The 20,592-nt window shown below is 40.5% G+C and carries 20 protein-coding genes and 1 other annotated feature; of the genes, 14 read left to right on the forward strand and 6 right to left on the reverse strand.

What is annotated here, in order from left to right; translation table 11 throughout:
* Positions 1-70: 70 nt before the first annotated feature.
* From mlaF to murA, 7 genes are read left to right on the forward strand one after another with little or no spacing between them, the layout of a single operon-like run.
* Positions 71-865 (forward strand): phospholipid ABC transporter ATP-binding protein MlaF, encoded by a 795-nt coding sequence (mlaF, locus tag A9500_RS05930; protein ID WP_065244237.1) that lies wholly within the window; start codon positions 71-73, stop codon positions 863-865.
* Complete coding sequence (mlaE, locus tag A9500_RS05935) at positions 862-1,647, forward strand: lipid asymmetry maintenance ABC transporter permease subunit MlaE (protein WP_049366355.1); 786 nt, start codon at positions 862-864, stop codon at positions 1,645-1,647. Before mlaF ends, mlaE begins: the two co-directional genes overlap by 4 nt.
* A 12-nt stretch (positions 1,648-1,659) precedes the next feature.
* Complete coding sequence (gene mlaD, locus A9500_RS05940) at positions 1,660-2,166, forward strand: outer membrane lipid asymmetry maintenance protein MlaD (RefSeq protein ID WP_065244238.1); 507 nt, start codon at positions 1,660-1,662, stop codon at positions 2,164-2,166.
* A 21-nt stretch (positions 2,167-2,187) separates the two neighbouring features.
* Positions 2,188-2,835: a phospholipid-binding protein MlaC gene (gene mlaC / locus A9500_RS05945; RefSeq protein ID WP_014064940.1), complete on the forward strand. Its 648-nt coding sequence runs from the start codon at positions 2,188-2,190 to the stop codon at positions 2,833-2,835.
* Between the two features lie 4 nt (positions 2,836-2,839).
* Positions 2,840-3,175 (forward strand): lipid asymmetry maintenance protein MlaB, encoded by a 336-nt coding sequence (locus A9500_RS05950; protein WP_065244239.1) that lies wholly within the window; start codon positions 2,840-2,842, stop codon positions 3,173-3,175.
* Positions 3,176-3,188: 13 nt separating this feature from the next.
* Positions 3,189-3,446, forward strand: a complete 258-nt coding sequence (locus A9500_RS05955) for a BolA family protein (RefSeq protein ID WP_049380103.1) — start codon at positions 3,189-3,191, stop codon at positions 3,444-3,446.
* An 8-nt stretch (positions 3,447-3,454) separates the two neighbouring features.
* On the forward strand, positions 3,455-4,735 hold the full coding sequence (gene murA / locus A9500_RS05960) for a UDP-N-acetylglucosamine 1-carboxyvinyltransferase (protein ID WP_065244240.1): 1,281 nt from the start codon (positions 3,455-3,457) through the stop codon (positions 4,733-4,735).
* 56 nt (positions 4,736-4,791) lie between these two features.
* Here the strand turns inward: murA and A9500_RS05965 are convergent, their stop codons facing one another.
* Positions 4,792-5,496 (reverse strand): YggS family pyridoxal phosphate-dependent enzyme, encoded by a 705-nt coding sequence (locus tag A9500_RS05965; protein ID WP_065244241.1) that lies wholly within the window; start codon positions 5,494-5,496, stop codon positions 4,792-4,794.
* Positions 5,497-5,659: 163 nt separating this feature from the next.
* Positions 5,660-5,774, forward strand: a sequence feature (Thr leader region).
* Between the two features lie 33 nt (positions 5,775-5,807).
* Between A9500_RS05965 and thrA the strand changes: the two genes are divergently transcribed.
* The 3 genes from thrA (at position 5,808) to thrC (ending at position 10,564) form a co-directional block, all read left to right on the forward strand.
* Positions 5,808-8,255 (forward strand): bifunctional aspartate kinase/homoserine dehydrogenase I, encoded by a 2,448-nt coding sequence (gene thrA, locus A9500_RS05970; protein WP_065244242.1) that lies wholly within the window; start codon positions 5,808-5,810, stop codon positions 8,253-8,255.
* Positions 8,256-8,267: 12 nt separating this feature from the next.
* Positions 8,268-9,212: a homoserine kinase gene (thrB, locus tag A9500_RS05975; protein ID WP_065244243.1), complete on the forward strand. Its 945-nt coding sequence runs from the start codon at positions 8,268-8,270 to the stop codon at positions 9,210-9,212.
* A 77-nt stretch (positions 9,213-9,289) separates the two neighbouring features.
* A complete protein-coding gene (gene thrC, locus A9500_RS05980) occupies positions 9,290-10,564 on the forward strand; it encodes a threonine synthase (protein WP_065244244.1) in 1,275 nt (424 codons plus the stop codon).
* 80 nt (positions 10,565-10,644) lie between these two features.
* Here the strand turns inward: thrC and A9500_RS05985 are convergent, their stop codons facing one another.
* Positions 10,645-12,138: a PTS transporter subunit EIIC gene (locus A9500_RS05985; protein ID WP_065244245.1), complete on the reverse strand. Its 1,494-nt coding sequence runs from the start codon at positions 12,136-12,138 to the stop codon at positions 10,645-10,647.
* 172 nt (positions 12,139-12,310) lie between these two features.
* Here A9500_RS05985 and A9500_RS05990 point away from each other — a divergent pair, with 172 nt between their 5' ends.
* The 4 genes from A9500_RS05990 to A9500_RS06005 all read left to right on the forward strand — a co-directional run bounded on the left by A9500_RS05990 (position 12,311) and on the right by A9500_RS06005 (position 16,897).
* Entirely contained in the window at positions 12,311-13,021 is a 711-nt protein-coding gene (locus A9500_RS05990; RefSeq protein ID WP_065244246.1) for a 4'-phosphopantetheinyl transferase superfamily protein, read from the forward strand.
* Positions 13,022-13,149: 128 nt separating this feature from the next.
* Positions 13,150-14,391 carry an FtsH protease activity modulator HflK gene (gene hflK / locus A9500_RS05995; RefSeq protein ID WP_065244247.1) on the forward strand — a complete coding sequence of 414 codons (1,242 nt, stop codon included), beginning with the start codon at positions 13,150-13,152 and terminating at the stop codon, positions 14,389-14,391.
* The gene (gene hflC / locus A9500_RS06000; protein ID WP_049367835.1) at positions 14,391-15,278 is read left to right on the forward strand and encodes a protease modulator HflC; all 888 of its coding nucleotides are present in this window, start codon (positions 14,391-14,393) and stop codon (positions 15,276-15,278) included. The genes hflK and hflC overlap by 1 nt, the downstream gene beginning before the upstream one ends.
* Positions 15,279-15,508: 230 nt before the next feature.
* A complete protein-coding gene (locus tag A9500_RS06005) occupies positions 15,509-16,897 on the forward strand; it encodes a cytochrome-c peroxidase (protein ID WP_065244248.1) in 1,389 nt (462 codons plus the stop codon).
* Positions 16,898-17,002: 105 nt separating this feature from the next.
* Here the strand turns inward: A9500_RS06005 and A9500_RS06010 are convergent, their stop codons facing one another.
* Genes A9500_RS06010 through thiM form a run of 4 tightly spaced genes read right to left on the reverse strand, consistent with a single transcriptional unit; the run spans position 17,003 to position 20,588 of the window.
* Positions 17,003-18,307: an MFS transporter gene (locus A9500_RS06010; protein ID WP_179854562.1), complete on the reverse strand. Its 1,305-nt coding sequence runs from the start codon at positions 18,305-18,307 to the stop codon at positions 17,003-17,005.
* Positions 18,304-18,981, reverse strand: coding sequence for a thiamine phosphate synthase (gene thiE / locus A9500_RS06015; protein ID WP_065244250.1), 678 nt, complete (start codon positions 18,979-18,981; stop codon positions 18,304-18,306). Before thiE ends, A9500_RS06010 begins: the two co-directional genes overlap by 4 nt.
* Positions 18,982-18,991: 10 nt before the next feature.
* Positions 18,992-19,801: a bifunctional hydroxymethylpyrimidine kinase/phosphomethylpyrimidine kinase gene (gene thiD / locus A9500_RS06020; RefSeq protein WP_065244251.1), complete on the reverse strand. Its 810-nt coding sequence runs from the start codon at positions 19,799-19,801 to the stop codon at positions 18,992-18,994.
* Positions 19,794-20,588, reverse strand: coding sequence for a hydroxyethylthiazole kinase (gene thiM, locus A9500_RS06025; protein WP_065244252.1), 795 nt, complete (start codon positions 20,586-20,588; stop codon positions 19,794-19,796). The genes thiD and thiM overlap by 8 nt, the downstream gene beginning before the upstream one ends.
* Between the last annotated feature and the right edge of the window lie 4 nt (positions 20,589-20,592).

Here is a 20,592-nt window from a genome sequence, read left to right on the forward strand (position 1 = left end):
GTCAAAACGACCGCACTTTTTTAACGTGAGAGAAAAATAAATTTCTTCTTATAAAACCAATGAGATTTTAATGAATAAAAATCTAATCGAAGTCAAAAACCTGACCTTCAAACGAGGTGAGCGTGTGATTTACGATAACCTGAATTTAAAAGTCCAACAGGGCAAAATTACGGCCATTATGGGGCCATCAGGGATCGGGAAAACCACGCTACTAAAATTAATCGGTGGTCAGTTGCATCCTGAACAGGGCGAGATTTTGTTTGATGGACAAGATATTTGTCGTCTTTCAAATCGTGATCTTTACGAAGTGCGTAAACGCATGGGAATGTTATTCCAATCAGGTGCATTATTTACGGATATTTCAACGTTTGATAACGTGGCATTTCCGATTCGCGAGCATACCCGTTTACCGGAAAGTTTAATTCGTCAAATTGTGTTGATGAAATTAGAAGCGGTGGGCTTACGCGGTGCGGCAGATTTAATGCCTTCGGAGCTTTCTGGTGGGATGGCGCGTCGTGCCGCATTGGCTCGAGCGATTGCACTTGATCCGGATTTAATTATGTTTGATGAGCCGTTTACAGGGCAAGATCCAATCAGCATGGGCGTAATCGTGAGTTTAATTAAACGCTTGAATGAAGCACTGAATTTAACCTCTATTGTGGTTTCCCATGATGTGCAGGAAGTATTAAGCATTGCGGATTATGCCTATATCATTGCGGATAAACATGTGATTGCCGAAGGAACATCAGAACAACTGCTCGCGAGCCAAGATCCGCAAGTGGTGCAGTTCTTAAAAGGTGAAGCAGATGGTCCGGTAAAATTCCATTATCCGGCAGGTGATTATGTGGAGGAATTATTTAAATGATTGTTGATATGATTTCTTCACTTGGACGAAGCGTAATCAAATTTTTCCGCGCATTAGGCCGCTCAGGCTTTATGCTGTTTGGTGCATTAGTGGGTAAGCCACAAATTCGTCAACATTTTCCTTTATTAGTGAAGCAATTACACGTATTAGGTGTACAGTCTTTATTAATTATCCTGCTTTCAGGTTTATTTATTGGAATGGTGTTAGGGTTGCAAGGTTATGTGGTATTAGTCGATTTTTCAGCAGAAACCAGCCTTGGACAACTTGTAGCGCTGTCTTTATTACGTGAATTAGGCCCAGTAGTGACCGCACTTTTATTCGCGGGTCGAGCAGGTTCTGCGTTAACAGCTGAAATTGGCTTAATGAAAGCCACAGAACAACTTTCCAGCCTTGAAATGATGGCGGTCGATCCATTACGTCGAGTGATTGCACCACGCTTTTGGGCTGGGCTGATTGCGATGCCAATTCTTGCGCTTCTCTTTACCGCGATTGGTATTTGGGGCGGTGCGCTTGTCGGCGTAGATTGGAAAGGTGTCGATGCTGGTAGCTTTTGGTCTGTGATGCAAAATGCCGTCAGCTGGAGCTATGACATTCTAAACGGATTTATTAAAAGCGTATTTTTCGCCATTGCCGTGGTGTGGATTGCGTTATTCAATGGTTATGATTGTATTCCGACATCAGAAGGTATCAGTCAAGCCACAACCAGAACAGTTGTCCACGCATCACTTGTGGTTCTTGGACTCGATTTCATCTTAACTGCCATTATGTTTGGGGCAGGCTAAAAGGGTATTTTTATGCGACAAACAATTAAATATGAATTTTGGGTAGGGCTATTTTTACTACTTGGTATCGCCGCGTTAGTGTTTTTAGGCTTACGTGTAGCGAATGTGCAAGGTTTTGGTGAAACAAAATCTTACACAGTGACTGCAACTTTTGACAATATTGGTGGACTAAAAGTCCGTGCACCACTTAAACTTGGTGGGGTAGTCATTGGTCGCGTGTCTGACATTACGTTAGACGAAAAATCTTACTTGCCAAAAGTCAGTATTGCGATTAATGAAGAATATAACGAAATTCCGGAAAACAGTTCGTTATCGATCAAAACATCGGGATTGTTGGGCGAGCAATATATCGCCTTAAGTATGGGCTTTGATGATGGTGAAACCGCGATGTTAAAAAACGGTAGCCAAATTCAAGACACTAAATCCGCAATGGTATTGGAAGATTTAATCGGCCAGTTCCTTTACGGTGATAAAAAAGCAGACGGTAATGCTGACAAAGCAGAATCAGATGTAAAATAATAATCTTTATTTAGGAGATTTATGATGAAATTTACTCAGTTTAAAAAATGGTTTAGCGTAATGGCATTTGCAGTGACCGCACTTTTTGTGACTCAAACTGTACGTGCAGAAACAAGCCCTTATGTGTTGATGCAACAAGCATCAGATAAGTTATTTGCCGATATCAAAAACAATCAGGCAAAAATTAAAAAGGATCCAAACTATTTACGTACCATCGTGCGTAACGATTTATTACCTTACGTGCAAGTAAACTATGCAGGTTCTTTGGTGTTAGGTTCACACTTTAAATCAACCACACCAGAACAACGTGAAAAATTCTTTAAAGCATTCAGCGATTTTATCGAACAAGCTTACGCACAAGTATTAACTGCTTACACCGATCAAAATATTCAAATTGAACCGGCTAAAGAAGTGGGCGACAAAAACCTTGTGAGCATTCGTGTAAACATCATGCAAAATGGTGGACAAGCGCCAATTAAATTAGATTTCAAATGGCGTAAAAACAGTAAAACGGGCGAATGGCAAGCTTATGATATGGTTGCTGAAGGCGTGAGCATGGTTGTCACCAAACAAAATGAATGGAGCGGTATCTTACGTCAACAAGGTATTGATGCATTAACTGCTCAAATTCAAAAATCTGCTGCTGCACCAGTGACATTGAGCAAATAAGCGAATGACTGCGTTAAAGTGGGATTTAATCCAAAATAATGATAAGATAGCTCTCCAATTATCGGGGGAGCTATCCCGCAACACGTTGTTACCATTATGGCAACAACGTGCTTCTTTTTTATCAGAAAAGCTGGAGAATCAAAGTACCATTGAATTTGATTTAACGAATATTAAACGAATTGATTCGGCTGGTTTTGCATTATTGTGTGATTTTCTACATGATAGTGAGCAGTTACCAAATAAAAAAGTGCGGTTGATAAATCCGCCAGAACAGTTATTAACCCTTGCTGATTTAGTGAATTTATCTCATTGGATTGGCACTTTTATTGATCATCATTAAAACGGAAATCCTAATGGAACTGCAAGAAATTGAACGTATTTTAAAAGAAAGCCTGAATGTAGATGAGGTTTATGCTCAAGGTGAAAATGCACACTTTGGTGTGATTGTAGTGAGCGATGAGATCGCTGCACTTTCTAAATTAAAACAACAACAAACTATCTACGCGCCATTAATGCCTTATTTCCAAACTGGCGAAATTCATGCTTTAACCATTAAAACCTATACCACTGCAAAGTGGAAAATGGATCGTCTATTACATCAAGCAAGCTAGGATTTTCTATGGAAAAATTTCGTGTTTATGGCGGGCAATCTCGCTTAAGTGGTACTGTAACCATCTCTGGTGCAAAAAATGCTGCACTTCCTATTCTTTTTGCCGCAATTTTGGCGACTGAGCCGGTTAAATTAACAAATGTGCCGGAACTCAAAGATATTGATACCACCTTAAAGATCTTACGTAAACTTGGCGTTGTGGCAGAGCGCGATGCTGAAGGTGCAGTATTACTAGATTGCTCTAAAATTGATCACTTCGTTGCGCCGTATGAATTAGTAAAAACTATGCGTGCCTCTATTTGGGCATTAGCACCGTTAGTAGCTCGTTTTCATCAAGGTCAAGTTTCTTTACCTGGTGGTTGTTCAATTGGTGCACGTCCGGTTGATCTTCATATTAGTGGCTTAGAAAAACTCGGCGCAACGATTGAGCTTGATGAAGGTTATGTAAAAGCAGTTGTCGCAGAGCGTCTTGTAGGTACACGTATTGTGATGGAAAAAGTGAGCGTGGGCGCAACCTTATCCATTATGATGGCCGCGACACTTGCGAAAGGTACTACAACGATTGAAAACGCAGCGCGCGAGCCAGAAATTGTTGATACAGCAGATTTCCTCAACAAAATGGGCGCGAAAATTACAGGTGCAGGTACTGATCACATTGTCGTTGAAGGTGTTGACTGCTTAACAGGCTGCGAGCACAACATTGTGCCAGATCGTATTGAAACTGGTACATTCTTAATTGCGGGTGCCATTTCTGGTGGTCGAGTAGTATGTAAAAATACCAAAGCGGATACCATGGATGCGGTGATTGATAAACTTCGTGAAGCAGGCGCGGAAGTTGAAGTAACAGAAGATAGCATTACATTAGATATGCATGGCAATCGTCCGAAAGCCGTCAATATTCGTACTGCACCACACCCAGGTTTCCCAACAGATATGCAAGCTCAGTTCACCTTGTTAAACATGGTGGCAGAAGGTACCAGTATCATTACTGAAACCATCTTTGAAAACCGCTTTATGCACATTCCAGAATTAATTCGTATGGGCGGTAAAGCTGAAATTGAAGGTAACACGGCAGTTTGTCACGGTGTTGAGCATCTTTCTAGTGCAGAAGTGATGGCAACAGATTTACGTGCATCAATCAGCCTTGTATTAGCGGGTTGTATCGCAAGTGGTGAAACTATCGTAGATCGTATTTATCATATCGATCGTGGTTATGAGCACGTTGAAGATAAACTTCGTTGCTTAGGTGCGAAGATTGAACGTTTCTCTGAAAAGAGCGAAGAAGTTTAATTAAATCCAGATAAAAAAGAGCGGTCAATTTTGACCGCTTTTTTATTTTCTATTCATTATTTTTTTGAATAATCTCTCGCCCCAAAAATGGCTGTACCAATACGCACCATGGTCGAGCCGCATTTGATGGCACTTTGCATGTCATCGGTCATCCCCATTGAAAGCGTATCAATTTGCTGATGAGGCAAAGCGGCTTTAAGTTGTTCAAATAATTGTTCCATCTGGCTAAAAGCCGCTTCTTGTTCAGCAACATTATCTGTTGGTGCAGGGATCGCCATCAGGCCACGTAAACGTAAGTGCGGTAGATTTTCAATGTGTTTTGCAAGCTCAAGCATTTCACTCGGTTGAATACCTGATTTACTGGCTTCATCACTGATATTAATTTGAATTAAAACGTTCAAAGGCGCTTTATTGGCAGGACGTTGTTCATTTAAACGATCGGCAATTTTGGCACGTTCTAAGGTTTGCATCCAATCGAAATGTTCTGCTACAAGACGGGTTTTATTAGATTGTAGTGGCCCAATAAAATGCCATTCAATTTGAATATTCTGTGCTTCAAAATACTGAATTTTATCTACGCCTTCTTGAACGTAGTTCTCCCCAAATGCTTTTTGTCCGGCTTGATAGGCTTCTAAAATTGCTTCATTAGGTTTTGTTTTAGAAACAGCTAATAAAGTGACCGCACTTTCAGGGCGATGAGCGAGTTGAGTGGATGTTTGGATTTGTTGATGAATGGTTTCGAGAGCTTGTTGAATTGTCATCATTTCCTTCCTGACCAATGTAAAACTCGTTTTATTCTACACCAAAGTAATGATTTTTAGAAAAAATCTTCATTTTTTCGATTTTATGTTTGACAAGCTCGCGCTTTTTCGGTATTTCTAAACACATCTTTTTTTCAAGGTAAAAATACAATGAAAAATAACCGTACTTTCACTATTACCACCATTATTATGACCATTACGACAATTAATGGGGCGGGTTAGTGCGTAGCAAACAGGATCAGGAAAACCCGCATTCAGTCTAGTGCGGGTTTTTTAATATTTAAAAATCACAACATCTTGAGGATATTATCATGCGCGTATTAAAATTTGGTGGCACTTCATTAGCCAACCCTGAGCGTTTCTCGCAAGCAGCTCAATTAATCGAAAAAGCTCATTTAGAAGAACAAGCAGCCGGTGTGTTATCCGCTCCTGCTAAAATTACTAATCATCTTGTAGCCCTCTCTGAAAAAGCCGCATTAAACCAACCAACCGATACCCACTTTAACGAAGCCATTGAAATTTTCTATAACATCATTAATGGTTTGCACGCTGAAAATAATAAATTTGATCTTGCGGGGACCAAAGCATTAATTGATGCAGAATTTGCCCAAATTAAAGGTTTATTAGAAGAAATCCGCCAAGCTGGCAAAGTAGAAGATAAGGTTAAAGCAACCATCGACTGCCGTGGTGAAAAATTATCGATTGCCATGATGAAAGCGTGGTTTGAAGCACGTGGATACAATGTTCATATTGTTGATCCAGTTAAACAATTATTAGCGCAGGGCGGTTACTTAGAATCTTCAGTTGATATTGAAGAATCTATAAAACGCGTTGATGCGAAAAGTATCGGAAAGGATAAAGTTGTCTTAATGGCAGGTTTTACCGCTTGTAATGACAAAGGCGAATTAGTGTTATTAGGTCGTAACGGTTCTGATTATTCAGCCGCTTGTTTAGCCGCTTGTTTAGATGCGTCTGTTTGCGAAATCTGGACTGATGTAGACGGCGTTTATACTTGTGATCCACGTTTAGTACCAGATGCACGTTTATTACCAAGCCTTTCTTATCGTGAAGCAATGGAGCTTTCTTATTTTGGTGCGAAAGTGATCCATCCGCGTACAATTGGTCCATTATTACCAAAACAAATTCCATGTGTAATTAAAAATACGGGTAATTCATCTGCGCCAGGTTCTGTAATTGATGGCCATGTAAAATCTGAAGAGTTACAGGTTAAAGGAATTACTAACCTTGATAATGTGGCGATGTTTAACGTTTCAGGACCAGGTATGCAAGGTATGGTGGGAATGGCCGCTCGTGTCTTCTCTGCCATGTCGAAAGCAGGGATTTCGGTCATTTTAATCACGCAGTCTTCTTCTGAATACAGCATCAGTTTCTGCGTACCAGTGAAATCAGCAGATGCAGCGAAAGCGATTTTAGAACAAGAATTTGCTGCAGAATTAAAAGCCCATGAATTAGAACCGATTGAAGTTGCAAAAGATCTTTCTATTATCTCTGTTGTGGGCGATGGCATGAAACAAGCTAAAGGTATTGCGGCTCGTTTCTTCTCTGCATTGGCTCAAGCGAATATCAGCCTAGTAGCAATTGCACAAGGTTCTTCTGAGCGTTCAATTTCAGCGGTAGTGGCGCAAAATAAAGCGATTGAAGCTGTGAAAGCGACTCACCAAGCCCTTTTTAATAATAAAAAGGTCGTCGATATGTTTTTAGTCGGCGTCGGTGGTGTTGGCGGTGAATTGATTGAACAAATTAAACAACAAAAAGAATACCTTGCAAAGAAGGATATTGAAATCCGTGTTTGTGCCTTAGCAAATTCAACCAAAATGCTTTTAAACGAAAATGGATTGAATTTAGATAATTGGAAAGCCGATCTTGAAAATGCAACCCAACCTTCTGATTTCGATGTGTTGTTATCTTTCATTAAATTACATCACGTAGTGAATCCAGTCTTTGTCGATTGTACAACGGCTGAATCGGTCGCAGGACTTTATGCGCGAGCGTTAAAAGAAGGCTTCCATGTGGTAACCCCAAACAAAAAAGCGAATACCCGTGAATTAGCCTATTACCATGAATTACGTCGTAATGCACAAGCAAGCCAACATAAATTCTTATACGAAACTAACGTAGGGGCAGGCTTACCGGTTATCGAAAACTTACAGAACTTATTGGCTGCAGGTGATGAACTTGAGTATTTTGAAGGCATTTTATCGGGCTCACTTTCTTTCATCTTCGGCAAATTAGAAGAAGGACTTTCTCTTTCAGAAGTGACCGCACTTGCACGTGAAAAAGGCTTTACAGAACCAGATCCTCGTGATGATTTATCGGGGCAAGATGTGGCACGTAAATTGCTTATTTTAGCGCGTGAAGCGGGTCTAGAACTTGAGCTTTCCGATGTGGAAGTGGAAGGCGTGTTACCGAAAGGCTTCTCAGAAGGCAAATCTGCTGATGAATTTATGGCGATGTTGCCACAATTAGACGCGGAATTTAAAGCACGCGTTGAAGCCGCGAAAGCGGAAGGCAAAGTATTGCGCTACGTAGGCCAAATTAAAGATGGCCACTGCAAAGTGTCAATCATTGCCGTGGATCAAAATAACCCATTGTATAAGGTGAAAGACGGTGAAAACGCCCTTGCGTTCTACACTCGTTATTATCAACCAATTCCGTTGCTATTACGTGGTTACGGTGCGGGTAATGCCGTGACTGCAGCAGGTATCTTTGCGGATATTTTAAGAACATTACATCACTAAAAAGGACATAATATGTTAAGAATTTATGCTCCCGCATCGAGTGCAAATATTAGTGTAGGGTTTGACACATTAGGCGCAGCCATTTCACCAATTGATGGTTCATTATTAGGTGATGTCGTACAGATTGACTCTATTCCAAGTGGTTTTGAGCTAGAAAGTGCGGGCTATTTTGTGCGTAAATTGCCAAAGGAACCACAAAAAAATATCGTGTATCAGGCCTATGTACTGTTTAGTGAGCAATTAAAATTACGTAATGTGAGAGTCAAACCATTGCGTTTGACCCTTGAGAAAAATATGCCTATTGGTTCGGGATTAGGCTCAAGTGCGTGCTCAATCGTAGCTGCATTAGTGGCATTAAATAAATTCCACGATGAACCATTCTCAAAAATGGAATTGTTAGAAATGATGGGGGAGCTAGAAGGTCGTATTTCAGGTTCGATCCATTATGATAATGTGGCACCTTGTTACTTAGGCGGTGTGCAATTTATGGTACAATCCCTCGGTAACATTTGCCAAAAACTGCCATTTTTTGATAATTGGTATTGGGTCTTAGCTTATCCAGGCATTGAGGTTTCAACCGCTGAAGCGCGCGCAATTTTACCGAAAAGCTACACACGTCAAGATGTGATCTCTCATGGTCGTCATTTAGGTGGCTTTGTGCATGCATGTCACACTCATCAAGAAAACCTTGCTGCGATGATGATGAAAGATGTGATTGCAGAACCTTATCGTGAGGCTTTATTACCCAACTTCGCAGAAGTGAAACAAGCTACGCGTGATTTAGGAGCATTAGCGACGGGGATTTCAGGCTCTGGTCCAACGATTTTCTCTATTGCACCCGATTTACAAACAGCAACAAAACTGGCGACTTATTTAGAAAATCATTATTTACAAAACAATGAAGGCTTTGTTCATGTTTGTAAGGTCGATAATGACGGTGCGAGAGAACTCGGTTAAATAACAAATCGCTTCATCCCATCTTTTATAAGAGGGGAATAACATTTTATTAAAACTCTATAATTAACGGATATACAATGAATTTGTACAACATCAAACACCCTGAAGAACAAGTGAATTTTGCGCAAGCAGTACGTCAAGGACTTGGCAAAGATCAAGGTTTGTTCTTTCCTGAAACGATCCCCTCTTTAACCAATATTGATGAGTTATTAGCCTTACCATTAGTTGAGCGTAGTCAAAAAATTCTTGGTGCATTAATCGGTGAAGAATTGCCGAAAGCCACGCTAGATGCAATGGTAAAAAATGCATTTACTTTTCCTGCGCCGTTAGAAAAAGTAGAAGACAATATTTATGCCCTTGAATTATTCCATGGTCCAACTTTAGCATTTAAAGACTTTGGTGGTCGTTTTATGGCACAGGCGCTCGCAGCGGTGCGAGGTGATGGCAAAATTACCATTTTAACGGCAACATCTGGTGATACCGGTGCGGCAGTTGCCCACGCGTTTTATGGGTTAGAAAACATCAATGTGGTGATTTTATACCCGAAAGGCAAAATCAGCCCATTACAAGAAAAATTATTCTGTACTTTAGGTGGAAATATTCGCACTGTGGCGATTAATGGTGATTTCGATGCTTGCCAAGCGTTAGTTAAACAAGCGTTTGATGATGCAGAACTGCGTCAAGCGATTGGTTTAAACTCAGCAAATTCCATCAACATTAGCCGTTTATTGGCGCAAGTTTGTTATTACTTTGAAGCGGTAGCTCAATTACCAAAAGAAAAACGTGATAATGTCGTGGTTTCTGTACCAAGTGGTAACTTTGGTAACTTAACCGCAGGGTTAATCGCGAAAACATTAGGTTTACCAATTAAACGCTTTATTGCTTCAACCAATGCGAACGATACGGTGCCACGCTATTTAGAATCAGGTAATTGGGCACCTAAAGCGACTGTAGCCACGCTTTCTAATGCGATGGATGTAAGTCGTCCGAACAACTGGCCACGTGTAGAAGAACTATTCAAACGTAATGGCTGGAATTTAAGTGATTTAGGTTCAGGTATGTTAAGCGATGGCGAAACAGAAGAAACCTTAAAAGCGATGTACGCAAAAGGTTATTTATGTGAACCACACGGTGCGATCGCCTATCAAGTATTGAAAGACCAACTTAAAGCGGATGAAACCGGTATTTTCTTATGTACGGCACATCCTGCGAAATTTAAAGAGTCTGTAGAGCGTATTCTTTCGCTCGATCTTCCATTGCCAGAAGCGTTGGATAAACATAATAAATTGCCATTACTTTCTGATGAAATGGATGACAATTTTGCACAATTACGTGCATATTTGTTGAAATAATAAAAAAGTGCGGTTGGTTTTGACCGCACTTTTGTTTTATTACTCAAAAGGGCGGGATAAACGCCCTTTATTTTTAGGAGTTAATCTTCTTTTCCTAAGATTTGATTCACTTCACTCTTATAGAGTACGGCTTTAGCACCGAAGATAGCCTGTACGCCACCGCCGACTTCAAGCACATCAATCGCGCCTAATTTTTTCAATGTGGCTTTATCAACGGCTTTCACGTCCTTAACAGAAACACGTAAGCGAGTAATGCACGCATCCACGTTTTCAATATTTTCAGCACTACCTAATGCTGCAATAATTTTATGTGCATTTTCTGTAAGTGAGCTAGTTTCTTGTTCTACATTTTCTTCGGTTTCTTCATCGCGTCCTGGCGTCATCACATTAAAGATGCGAATCAAGAAAACGAAAGAGAAATAATAGAGCAGAGCCCAAGGAATACCGACGAAAATGACACGCAACCAATGGGTGTTTTCATCACCTTGTAAGATACCAAAGAGCAAGAAATCAATAAAACCACCAGAGAAAGTATTCCCGATAGAGATATTTAAATAATCGGCAATAAAGAAAGACACACCATCTAAGAATGCGTGGAACACATAAAGCCATGGTGCAACAAACAAGAACATAAATTCGATCGGTTCTGTAATGCCGGTAATGAATGATGTTAGGGCTGCACCAAGGAACAAACCGCCAATTTGTGCACGACGTTTTTTCGGTACACAGTGATACATAGCTAAACAGGCTGCTGGTAAGCCAAACATCATGGTATCAAAACGGCCAGCAAAGAAACGGGTTCCTTCAGTAAATAAACCATGGTGATTTGGATCCGCTAATTGAGCGAAAAAGATTTTTTGTGCACCGACAATCATCTCGCCATTAACCATTTCCACACCGCCTAATTCAGAATACCAAAACAGTGGGTAAATCATGTGATGTAAGCCAACCGCACCAGATAATCGCATTAAGAAACCGTATAAGAATGTTCCAAAGGTTCCCATGGAGGCGATGCTTTTACCTGCCGATACGAGCCATTGTTGGAAAGTTGGCCAAATGAGGAAGAAAACTAATCCAACAAAAATAGCTGAAAAAGCAGTCACAATTGGCACAAAGCGAGAGCCGCCAAAGAAACCTAATACTTGTGGTAATTGGATGTTGTGATAGCGATTGTGTAATTTAACGGTAATCAAGCCCATCACCAATGCTCCAATCACACCCGTATCGATGCTTTTTACATCAGGAGAGAAAATCGGAATTAATGCAGCAATGGTACCTGTCATAATGAGATAACCAACAACCGCAGCGAGAGCGGCAACGCCTTTGTCACGTTTGGCTAAGCCGATACCTAAACCAATACACAACAATAAGGCTAAATTAGCGAACACCACGCTACCGGCTGCTGACATAATCTGAAACAGACCCTGTAGTGCCTCATTATTTAAAATTGGATAGGCTTGCACTGTTGCTTTATTGGAAAGCGCACCACCGATCCCGAGCAAAAGACCTGCAGCAGGTAAAATAGCAATCGGCAACATGAATGCCTTACCGACTTGTTGAAGTTGTTTAAACATAGAACCTCCTGTGATTACTTTTTTGAAATGTAACGTATTTGAAGGGAAAAATCTGTGAAACCGCTCACAGTTTCAATCTAACACCTTGCTTTGATGAGTTTTAGCTTATGTTGGCGTGTGGTGGATTTCCTTTTATAATGCAATCAAACTTGCGTGTTTATTCATTATTTTTATGACAACTTTTATTGCTTACGCCAATATTCAACAACCTTTTCCTTTTAATGAAATTCCTAGGGAACTCGTCCCTGAGAATTTGCATATGGAACCGAAGGGGAATTCTAGGATAACGCAACGACATCAATGTCGTCGATTGGCGCATTTTTTACTTTGGCAGTTGCTAAAAACAGCGGAAAAATCAACCGCACTTTTAGGGCGAATTTATCGTACACAAAGTGACAGACCACAATTTCCCGTCGAGAATATTGATTTTAATATTAGTCACTCTGGTGATTGGGTTGCTGTATTGCTGCATATTAATGAATCAGAAAAAAGTGCGGTCGGTATTGATATTGAATTTCCCAAACAACGGAATTTTTCTGCTCTCATGGCGCATTTTGCGCCACAAGCAGAACAAGATTGGTTTGATAAACAGCCTGACGAAGAGCAGGCCTTTTATCGTTGTTGGTGTTTGCGTGAAGCTGTATTGAAATCACAGGGCGTAGGAATAGTGAAGTTATCAAGTGTGACGCATTTGCCAGAACAACTGCAGATCTTTTCAGATTATTGTCCGAAAGGTAAGTTGATTTTTACAGATGAATTGCCTTTTTACTTTGCGGCATTTATAAATCAGTCAAAAATTCAACCGCACTTTTATCACTGGAGTGGAAAAAATTTACTCGAAAAAAATATAAAAAAATCCTTGATTTACCAAGTAAATGAATAAAAGAAAATCCTTGAAAATATTCAAGGATTTTTTATTTTATAAAACTTGATTCGCCACTTGTATTTTCATAGACTAACCCCATTTATTTCGATAAACTCATTAAAATTTTTAGACAAATGGAGAACGTAATGTCGCAAAACGGTCCAGATCAAGATCCTTGGGGTAAACCGGGGCAGAGCAGCGGTCCAAAACAGTCAGATAATTCATCAGATAAGCAAAATGAAAATGGCTGGGGCTCGCGAGACAATAAAAATCAGGAGCAATCACCACCAGATATTGAAGAAGTATTCAATAATCTGTTGAAAAAATTAGGTGGGGGTAATAAAAAAGACGGTTCAAATAATACTTCGCCGAATATCCCTTCATTCAATTTAGGTAAAATTTTACCGATCGCCGCGGTGATTGGGGGAATTATTTGGGGGGCAAGCGGTTTTTACACCATTAAAGAAGCGGAACGTGGTGTGACGTTACGTTTTGGTGAGTTTCATTCTACCGTTCAACCAGGTTTGAACTGGAAACCGACTTTCATTGATAAAGTGGTTCCAGTGAATGTAGAACAAGTTCGAGAGCTTAAAACGCAAGGTGCAATGTTAACCAAAGATGAAAACATGGTTAAAGTGGAAATGACCGTACAATATCGCGTGCAAAATCCAGAAAAATACTTGTTTAGCGTGAGCAATGCAGATAATAGTCTTGGACAAGCGACGGACAGTGCGCTTCGTTATGTGATCGGTCATATGACCATGAATGATATTCTGACAACGGGTCGAGCAGTGGTGCGTGAAAATACTTGGAAAGCGTTGAACGATATTATCAAACCTTATGACATGGGCCTTGAAGTTATTGATGTGAACTTCCAATCTGCGCGTCCACCAGAAGAAGTAAAAGATGCCTTCGATGATGCGATTAAAGCACAGGAAGACGAACAACGTTACATTCGTGAAGCAGAAGCTTATGCTCGTGAGAAAGAGCCAATCGCTCGCGGTGACGCACAGCGTATTATAGAAGAAGCGACTGCTTACAAAGATCGTGTTGTGCTTGATGCGCAAGGGGAAGTGGAACGTTTACAACGTCTTCTGCCTGAATTTAAAGCTGCGCCTGATTTGTTAAAAGAGCGTCTTTATATTCAAACCATGGAAAAAGTCATGGCAAATACGCCGAAAGTCATGTTAGATGCGAATAATGGTAACAATTTAACCGTATTACCATTAGAACAATTAATGGGTAAAAAAGCGGCTCAACCGACTACTACAACGCCTGAAAGTGCGATCAGTTCTGCACCTGTTTCAACACAGGAACGTCGTATAGAAACACAAACGGCTCAACCAGTTCAATCAAATGAAGGCATTCGCCAAGGGAGATTTAACTAATGCGTAAATTTTTACTTCCGATTATTGTGGTGATTGCCGCGGTGCTATATTCCAGCGTCGTGGTTGTAACTGAAGGCACTCGTGGCATCATGTTGCGTTTTAACAAAGTACAACGTGATGCAGAAAACAAAGTTGTGGTGTATGAGCCTGGTTTGCATTTCAAATTGCCTTTAATTGATAGCATTAAAGTGCTTGATGCGCGTATTCGTACCCTTGATGGTTCAGCTACTCGTTTTGTGACAGTCGAGAAAAAAGACTTGTTGGTGGATTCCTATGTAAAATGGAAAATCAGCGATTTCGGTCGTTTCTATACTGCAACGGGTGGTGGCGATTATAACCAAGCTGCAAGCTTATTAAGCCGTAAAGTGAATGATCGTTTGCGTTCAGAAATTGGTACTCGTACGATTAAAGATATCGTTTCAGGTACACGTGGTGAATTAATGGCGGGGGCGAAAAAAGCGTTAAATTCAGGGCAGGATAGTACCTCTGAATTAGGGATTGAAGTCGTCGATGTTCGCGTAAAACAAATCAATTTACCGGATGAAGTCTCTTCTTCGATTTACCAACGTATGCGTGCAGAACGTGATGCCGTTGCCCGTGAACACCGTTCTCAAGGTAAAGAAAAAGCGGCGTTCATCCAAGCAGACGTGGATCGTAAAGTGACCTTGATCTTAGCGAATGCAAATAAAACTGCACAAGAATTACGTGGTAATGGTGATGCGGCAGCAGCGAAATTGTATTCTCAAGCTTTTGCTCAAGAACCACAGTTTTATAGCTTTATTCGTAGCTTAAAAGCCTATGAAAGCAGCTTCGAAGGTTCAGGTAATATGATGATCTTGAAACCAGACAGTGATTTCTTCCGCTTTATGCAAGCGCCAAAGAAATAAGCAAGAGATAATGAAACGTAAAGTGCGGTTAGAAATAACCGCATTTTTTATTGCTTAATTTTAAGGGAGTTTTCACTTATAAGGTAAAAAGACCTTTAATGCAATCAATTGAATCCATAGCCAAAGTTAATTAAATCCATACAAAATATAAGCCAATTTTTTGGCATAATCACCTTGCTTTTTAAGCTTTTTCTTTCTTTTTATATTTTATTGATCATTTGGAGGATTAGATGAAAAAACTGATTATTGGCGGAGCAGCCATTGCAGTATTGAGTTATTTGGGGGTTGTGGGGTATCTACATCAATTTGATAAAGAGAACGCGACCCAACTTTTAATGGAAAATCACTATACGGGCGAACAAGAAAAAGTGGCAAAAGCGTTGTTTGATAACAGCTGCCAATATTGCCATAGTCCAAACACACCTCTTCCATTTTATTCAAAATTTCCGATTGTGGGTGACCAAATGCAATCGGATATTCAGAATGGGCTTAGAGCCTTCCGCTTAGATCGTTTAGTTGAAGGCTTAAAAGATCCGAGCAAATTATCCCAAGCTGATTTAGCAAAATTACAACGTGTACTTGAAAATAACGAAATGCCAATTGCTAAATTCAGACATCTTCACTGGGGAAGTAAACCAGATGATCAAGAAAAAGTGGCGTTGCTTAACTGGATTCGTGAAGCACGTAAAATGTCTTTACCAAAAGAAACACCAAATGTTGATGCCGATCGTTTAGTTCAACCGATTCCAGACAGTATTGCGACTGATGAAGCAAAAGTCGCGTTAGGTCATGATCTTTACTTTGATGGACGTTTATCAGGTGATGGTTCTATTCAATGCCATACTTGTCACCAATTAGACAAAGGTGGTGTGGATAGACTTGATACTTCAACGGGTATTGATGGTAAAAAAGGCCCAATTAACGCACCAACTGTGTTCAATGCTGCATTCAACTTTGTTCAATTCTGGGATGGTCGAGCGGCAGATTTAGCGGATCAAGCGAAAGGTCCTCCAACAAACCCAGTAGAAATGGGCTCGCACTCTTGGGATGACATCGTGGCACGTTTTGAAATGGATGAAGAATTCAAAAAAGAATTCTTAAAAGAATATCCACAAGTGACGAAAGAAACCTTAACTCATGCGATTGGTGAATATGAAAAAACATTAATTACGCCAAATAGTGGTTTCGACCGTTATTTGAAAGGGGATAAAACAGCCTTGACTGAGCAACAAGTTCGCGGTTATGAGTTATTCAAACAACATAAATGCGATACTTGTCATACTGGCGTAGCAATGGGCGGACAATCTTACGAATACATGGGACTCTACGGCGATTACTTTAAAGATCGTGGTACGCCATTAACTGATGCAGATGAAGGTCGCTTTGCACAAACTAAAGATCCATTTGATATGCATCGCTTTAAAGTGCCAACTTTACGCAACATCGCACTTACTGCACCATATTTCCATGATGCATCAGCAAAAGAGTTAAAAGATGCCGTGAGTGCAATGTTGAAATACCAAAGTAACGTGCAACAGCCTGCTCAAAAAGATGTAGAGGACATCACCTCTTTCTTAGAAAGTTTGACAGGTGAATTTAAAGGTGAAAAATTAAAATAATCTTTAAATGGCTAAATAGGAACGACCGCAAGTGCGGTCGTTTTTTTATGTGTTTTATTTTGAGATTTACTATAAAGCAAAACGATGAGTTTCTTTTCCCTTATTTTATGCTAAGTGTTTATCCTTTGTTTCCGTAATAAACCAAAGTCCAATCAAACTTAATACAGCATTTAAGGTTAGATAAATTCCAACACCTTTTAAGCCGTAATTGACATTCAGTGGTAACGCAATAATTGCTGCTACACTGGCACCGAATAAGCCTGAAATATTGTAGGTCAACGATGCACCGGAATAACGAGCATGTGTTGGAAATAATTCAGGTAATAAACTCGCAAGGGGGCCGTATCCCATGCCAATTAACCCCATTCCTATCATCAAGAACCAAAATAAACTGGTAGTTGTTCCATTATCGAGAAAATATGGCAAGGCTAAGCCGAAAATAGCCACGCCAAAGGTTGTCCAAATTAACCAAATTCTTCGTCCAACGATATCGATATATTTGCCTGAAATAGCAATTGTAATGGCTAATGAAATCGCACTGCACATTAATAAAGCAGTAAAAATTTGTGGTGAGAAACCTAATCCCATTGCATAACCGGCTTCCGATACGGTAGGGGCAGATTTTGCATAAATTTGACTGAAAGCGATCATAATATAAAAGAGCACATAGCCAGCAATGCAGATTAACATGCCTAAGAAGAACGCTTTGAAATGAGTAACGATTACTTCCATCATCGGTAAACCTTTAGGTTTAGGCTTGTTCAGGGCTGCAAGAAATATTGGTGCTTCCGTAAGCTTTAATCGAACATACAAACCAATTGCAATTAATACAAAAGAGGAAAGAAATGGAATTCGCCATGCCCAGTTAGTCATTGCTGCTTGTCCAAAAAGCGCGGTAATGAGTAAAAAGACACCATTGGCAAGTAGTAATCCTAGAGGAGCGCCTAATTGTGGAAAAGTGCCATACCAACCACGTTTCCCTTCAGGTGCATTTTCGATTGCCACTAATGCAGCGCCGCCCCATTCGCCACCTAAACCAATGCCTTGCCCGATACGGCACAAGCAAAGTAAGATAGTCGCCCATATTCCGATACTGTCATAAGTTGGTAATAAGCCGATCACTACGGTTGAGATCCCCATTACTAACAGGCTCATAACAAAGGTATTTTTTCTTCCTAAGCGATCGCCAAAATGTCCGAATAATACCGCACCTAGAGGACGAGCAATAAAAGTCAGTGCTAGTGTAGAAAGCGCAGCAATTTGTCCCGAAAGTGGGTCAGCAGCGTGGAAAAATTGATGATTGAAAACGAGCACCGCAGCCATGGTATAAATATAGTTATCGAAATATTCAATAGCGGTGCCAATCATTGTTGCCATTGCTACACGTTTCAAACTATTTGGCTTATTCAGTGGTTGCATCCGCTTGCTTCCTTTAATGCTTTGGTGCTTGCCTTTATATCTTTGGCTTGACTGATTGCGGTTATTACCGCGATACCATCTGCGCCGTATTTTCGCAACGTTTTCACATGCTCCAATTTCACGCCACCAATAGCTACAAGTGGTTTTGTGATACCTGCTTTTCTCAAGGTTTGAATAAACGCCATTCCTAGAGTAGGTTTAGGATTTTCTTTTGACTGAGTCGGAAAAATTGGACCAATACCGAAATAATCGATTTCAGATAATTCCTCTCCGATTTTGGCTTCGTCTAAACGGTTGACGGACCAACCAATAATGAGTGGTTTATGGGTTCTTGCTCGAATCGTTTTTACGGGCGTATCACTTTGTCCAACATGAATGCCATCCGCTTCAATTTCTAAAGCTAAATCAACGTTATCATCGACAATAAATGGCACATTATATTGACGACATAAGTCTCTGCACTTAATGGCTAAGGCTCGTTGTTCTGTTGGAGAATTTTCTAATGAGAATTTGCCTTTATCGCGAAATTGAAAACAGGTAATACCACCTTCTAAAGCTTGTTTTAGTACAAAGAGCAAGTTTTCTGCAGGATTATCACCTAAATGTCGGCAATCTTGTGTACCTGCCACAAAATAGAGCGGTAAAATTTCTTGAATATTGTTCATCTTTCAATCCTTAAAGGCGACTGTAAGCCCAATGATTTGTTGGTCCATGTCCATGACCAATATTCAATGGGTGAGAAATAGCTGCCGTAATAAAATCTTTGGCTGTTTTGACCGCACTTTTTAGAGGTGCCCCTTTGGCTAATTCTGCCGTTAAGCAAGCTGAAAAAGTACAACCTGTGCCATGAGTATGTGGCGTATCAAAACGCGGGCTTTCTAAAACAAAATGTTCACCATTTTGTAAAAGGATCCAATCTTGGCATTGCTGATTTTGTGAATTGAGCGAATGTCCGCCTTTAATAATCACATTCTTTGCGCCTTGTTTCTGCAAGTCTAACGCAGCTTGTTGAATGCTGGCTGTATCAGAAATCTTAAAACCAGTTAAAGCTTCTGTCTCAGGAATATTTGGCGTAATCACATCGGCAAGTGGCAATAAATGTTTGATTAATGCGGATACCGCTTGTTGTTGCAATAAAGGGGCTCCACCTTTTGCAATCATGACAGGATCGATAACCAATGTGCCGAATGGACGATTTTTTAAGAAATCAGCAACGCATTCGATAATATCTGCTGTGCCAAGCATGCCAATTTTGGCACTTGCAATTTGAAAGTCATTTTTTACCGCTTCTAGCTGTGCCTGAATTGTTTTCAGTGGAATAGGGTGAATATCAAATACGCCAAGTGTGTTTTGAGCAGTGACAGCAGTAATCACCGAAGTTCCAAATACACCTTGCATTTGAAAGGTTTTCAAATCTGCTTGAATACCAGCGCCACCACCGCTGTCCGAACCAGCAATAGTCAATGTTTGTGGAATGTTAGACATATTTCACCTCCGCGTTTTGTTCTATTAAATCTGGTGTTAAGGCTGCCAATTCATCAAGTAAGCGAATTTGGAATTGACCGACTTGCGTGGTTAAGTTTTTAGCGGCAATCTCCCCTGCAACGGTGTAAGCGGCACAGGCTTCGATTGTTGCTGAAAAATGTTTTCCTTCATCAACGGCTAAAAATGCTGCACATACTGCACTTAATAAACACCCCGATGCGGTGACTTTGGGGAATAATGGCGTACCGTTATGGATGGTAGATGTTTGATTTCCATCACTGATGATATCGACTTCGCCACTAATTAACACAGTGCAACCATAGCGTTGTGCAACACGTTGAGCGACTTCTTGTAGATTCGTTTTACCTTGTCCTGCATCCACGCCTTTTGCTTGCCAGTCTTCACCAGCAATCGTAGCTAGCTCACCTGCATTACCACGAATTAAGGCAAATTTCACTTCAGACAGTAACTGACGGATAGTTTCCCGTCGGTAGCTAGTGGCACCCACTCCTACAGGATCAAGCACCACAGGAATGCCTATTGAATTAGCGGTTTTACCTGCTAATAACATAGCCTCTCGCTCTTTACCGATAAGCGTGCCGATATTGATTACCAATGCTTGGCTGATTTTGGGCACTTCAACCATTTCCTCTATGTTGGCTGACATCAATGGTGATGCACCTAATGCGAGTAAACCATTGGCACTAAAATTTGCCGCGACAATATTGGTTATGTTATGAATCAACGGATTCTGTTCACGAATTTTTGATAAATAAACTGATTTCATTTTA

The sequence above is a fragment of the Haemophilus sp. CCUG 60358 genome (assembly GCF_001679485.1).
Taxonomy (GTDB): Bacteria; Pseudomonadota; Gammaproteobacteria; order Enterobacterales; family Pasteurellaceae; genus Haemophilus_D.

Bases quoted from the DNA above. Each gene is read 5' to 3' on its own strand.
- thrB (WP_065244243.1), top strand. From the start codon at position 8,268: ATGTTAAGAATTTATGCTCCCGCATCGAGTGCAAATATTAGTGTAGGG.
- A9500_RS05950 (WP_065244239.1), top strand. From the start codon at position 2,840: ATGACTGCGTTAAAGTGGGATTTAATCCAAAATAATGATAAGATAGCT.
- mlaE (WP_049366355.1), top strand. From the start codon at position 862: ATGATTGTTGATATGATTTCTTCACTTGGACGAAGCGTAATCAAATTT.
- thiM (WP_065244252.1), bottom strand. From the start codon at position 20,588: ATGAAATCAGTTTATTTATCAAAAATTCGTGAACAGAATCCGTTGATT.
- A9500_RS06005 (WP_065244248.1), top strand. From the start codon at position 15,509: ATGAAAAAACTGATTATTGGCGGAGCAGCCATTGCAGTATTGAGTTAT.
- hflC (WP_049367835.1), top strand. From the start codon at position 14,391: ATGCGTAAATTTTTACTTCCGATTATTGTGGTGATTGCCGCGGTGCTA.
- hflK (WP_065244247.1), top strand. From the start codon at position 13,150: ATGTCGCAAAACGGTCCAGATCAAGATCCTTGGGGTAAACCGGGGCAG.
- mlaD (WP_065244238.1), top strand. From the start codon at position 1,660: ATGCGACAAACAATTAAATATGAATTTTGGGTAGGGCTATTTTTACTA.
- thrC (WP_065244244.1), top strand. From the start codon at position 9,290: ATGAATTTGTACAACATCAAACACCCTGAAGAACAAGTGAATTTTGCG.
- A9500_RS05990 (WP_065244246.1), top strand. From the start codon at position 12,311: ATGACAACTTTTATTGCTTACGCCAATATTCAACAACCTTTTCCTTTT.
- thiD (WP_065244251.1), bottom strand. From the start codon at position 19,801: ATGTCTAACATTCCACAAACATTGACTATTGCTGGTTCGGACAGCGGT.
- A9500_RS05965 (WP_065244241.1), bottom strand. From the start codon at position 5,496: ATGACAATTCAACAAGCTCTCGAAACCATTCATCAACAAATCCAAACA.
- A9500_RS05955 (WP_049380103.1), top strand. From the start codon at position 3,189: ATGGAACTGCAAGAAATTGAACGTATTTTAAAAGAAAGCCTGAATGTA.
- murA (WP_065244240.1), top strand. From the start codon at position 3,455: ATGGAAAAATTTCGTGTTTATGGCGGGCAATCTCGCTTAAGTGGTACT.
- A9500_RS05985 (WP_065244245.1), bottom strand. From the start codon at position 12,138: ATGTTTAAACAACTTCAACAAGTCGGTAAGGCATTCATGTTGCCGATT.
- mlaF (WP_065244237.1), top strand. From the start codon at position 71: ATGAATAAAAATCTAATCGAAGTCAAAAACCTGACCTTCAAACGAGGT.
- thrA (WP_065244242.1), top strand. From the start codon at position 5,808: ATGCGCGTATTAAAATTTGGTGGCACTTCATTAGCCAACCCTGAGCGT.
- thiE (WP_065244250.1), bottom strand. From the start codon at position 18,981: ATGAACAATATTCAAGAAATTTTACCGCTCTATTTTGTGGCAGGTACA.
- mlaC (WP_014064940.1), top strand. From the start codon at position 2,188: ATGATGAAATTTACTCAGTTTAAAAAATGGTTTAGCGTAATGGCATTT.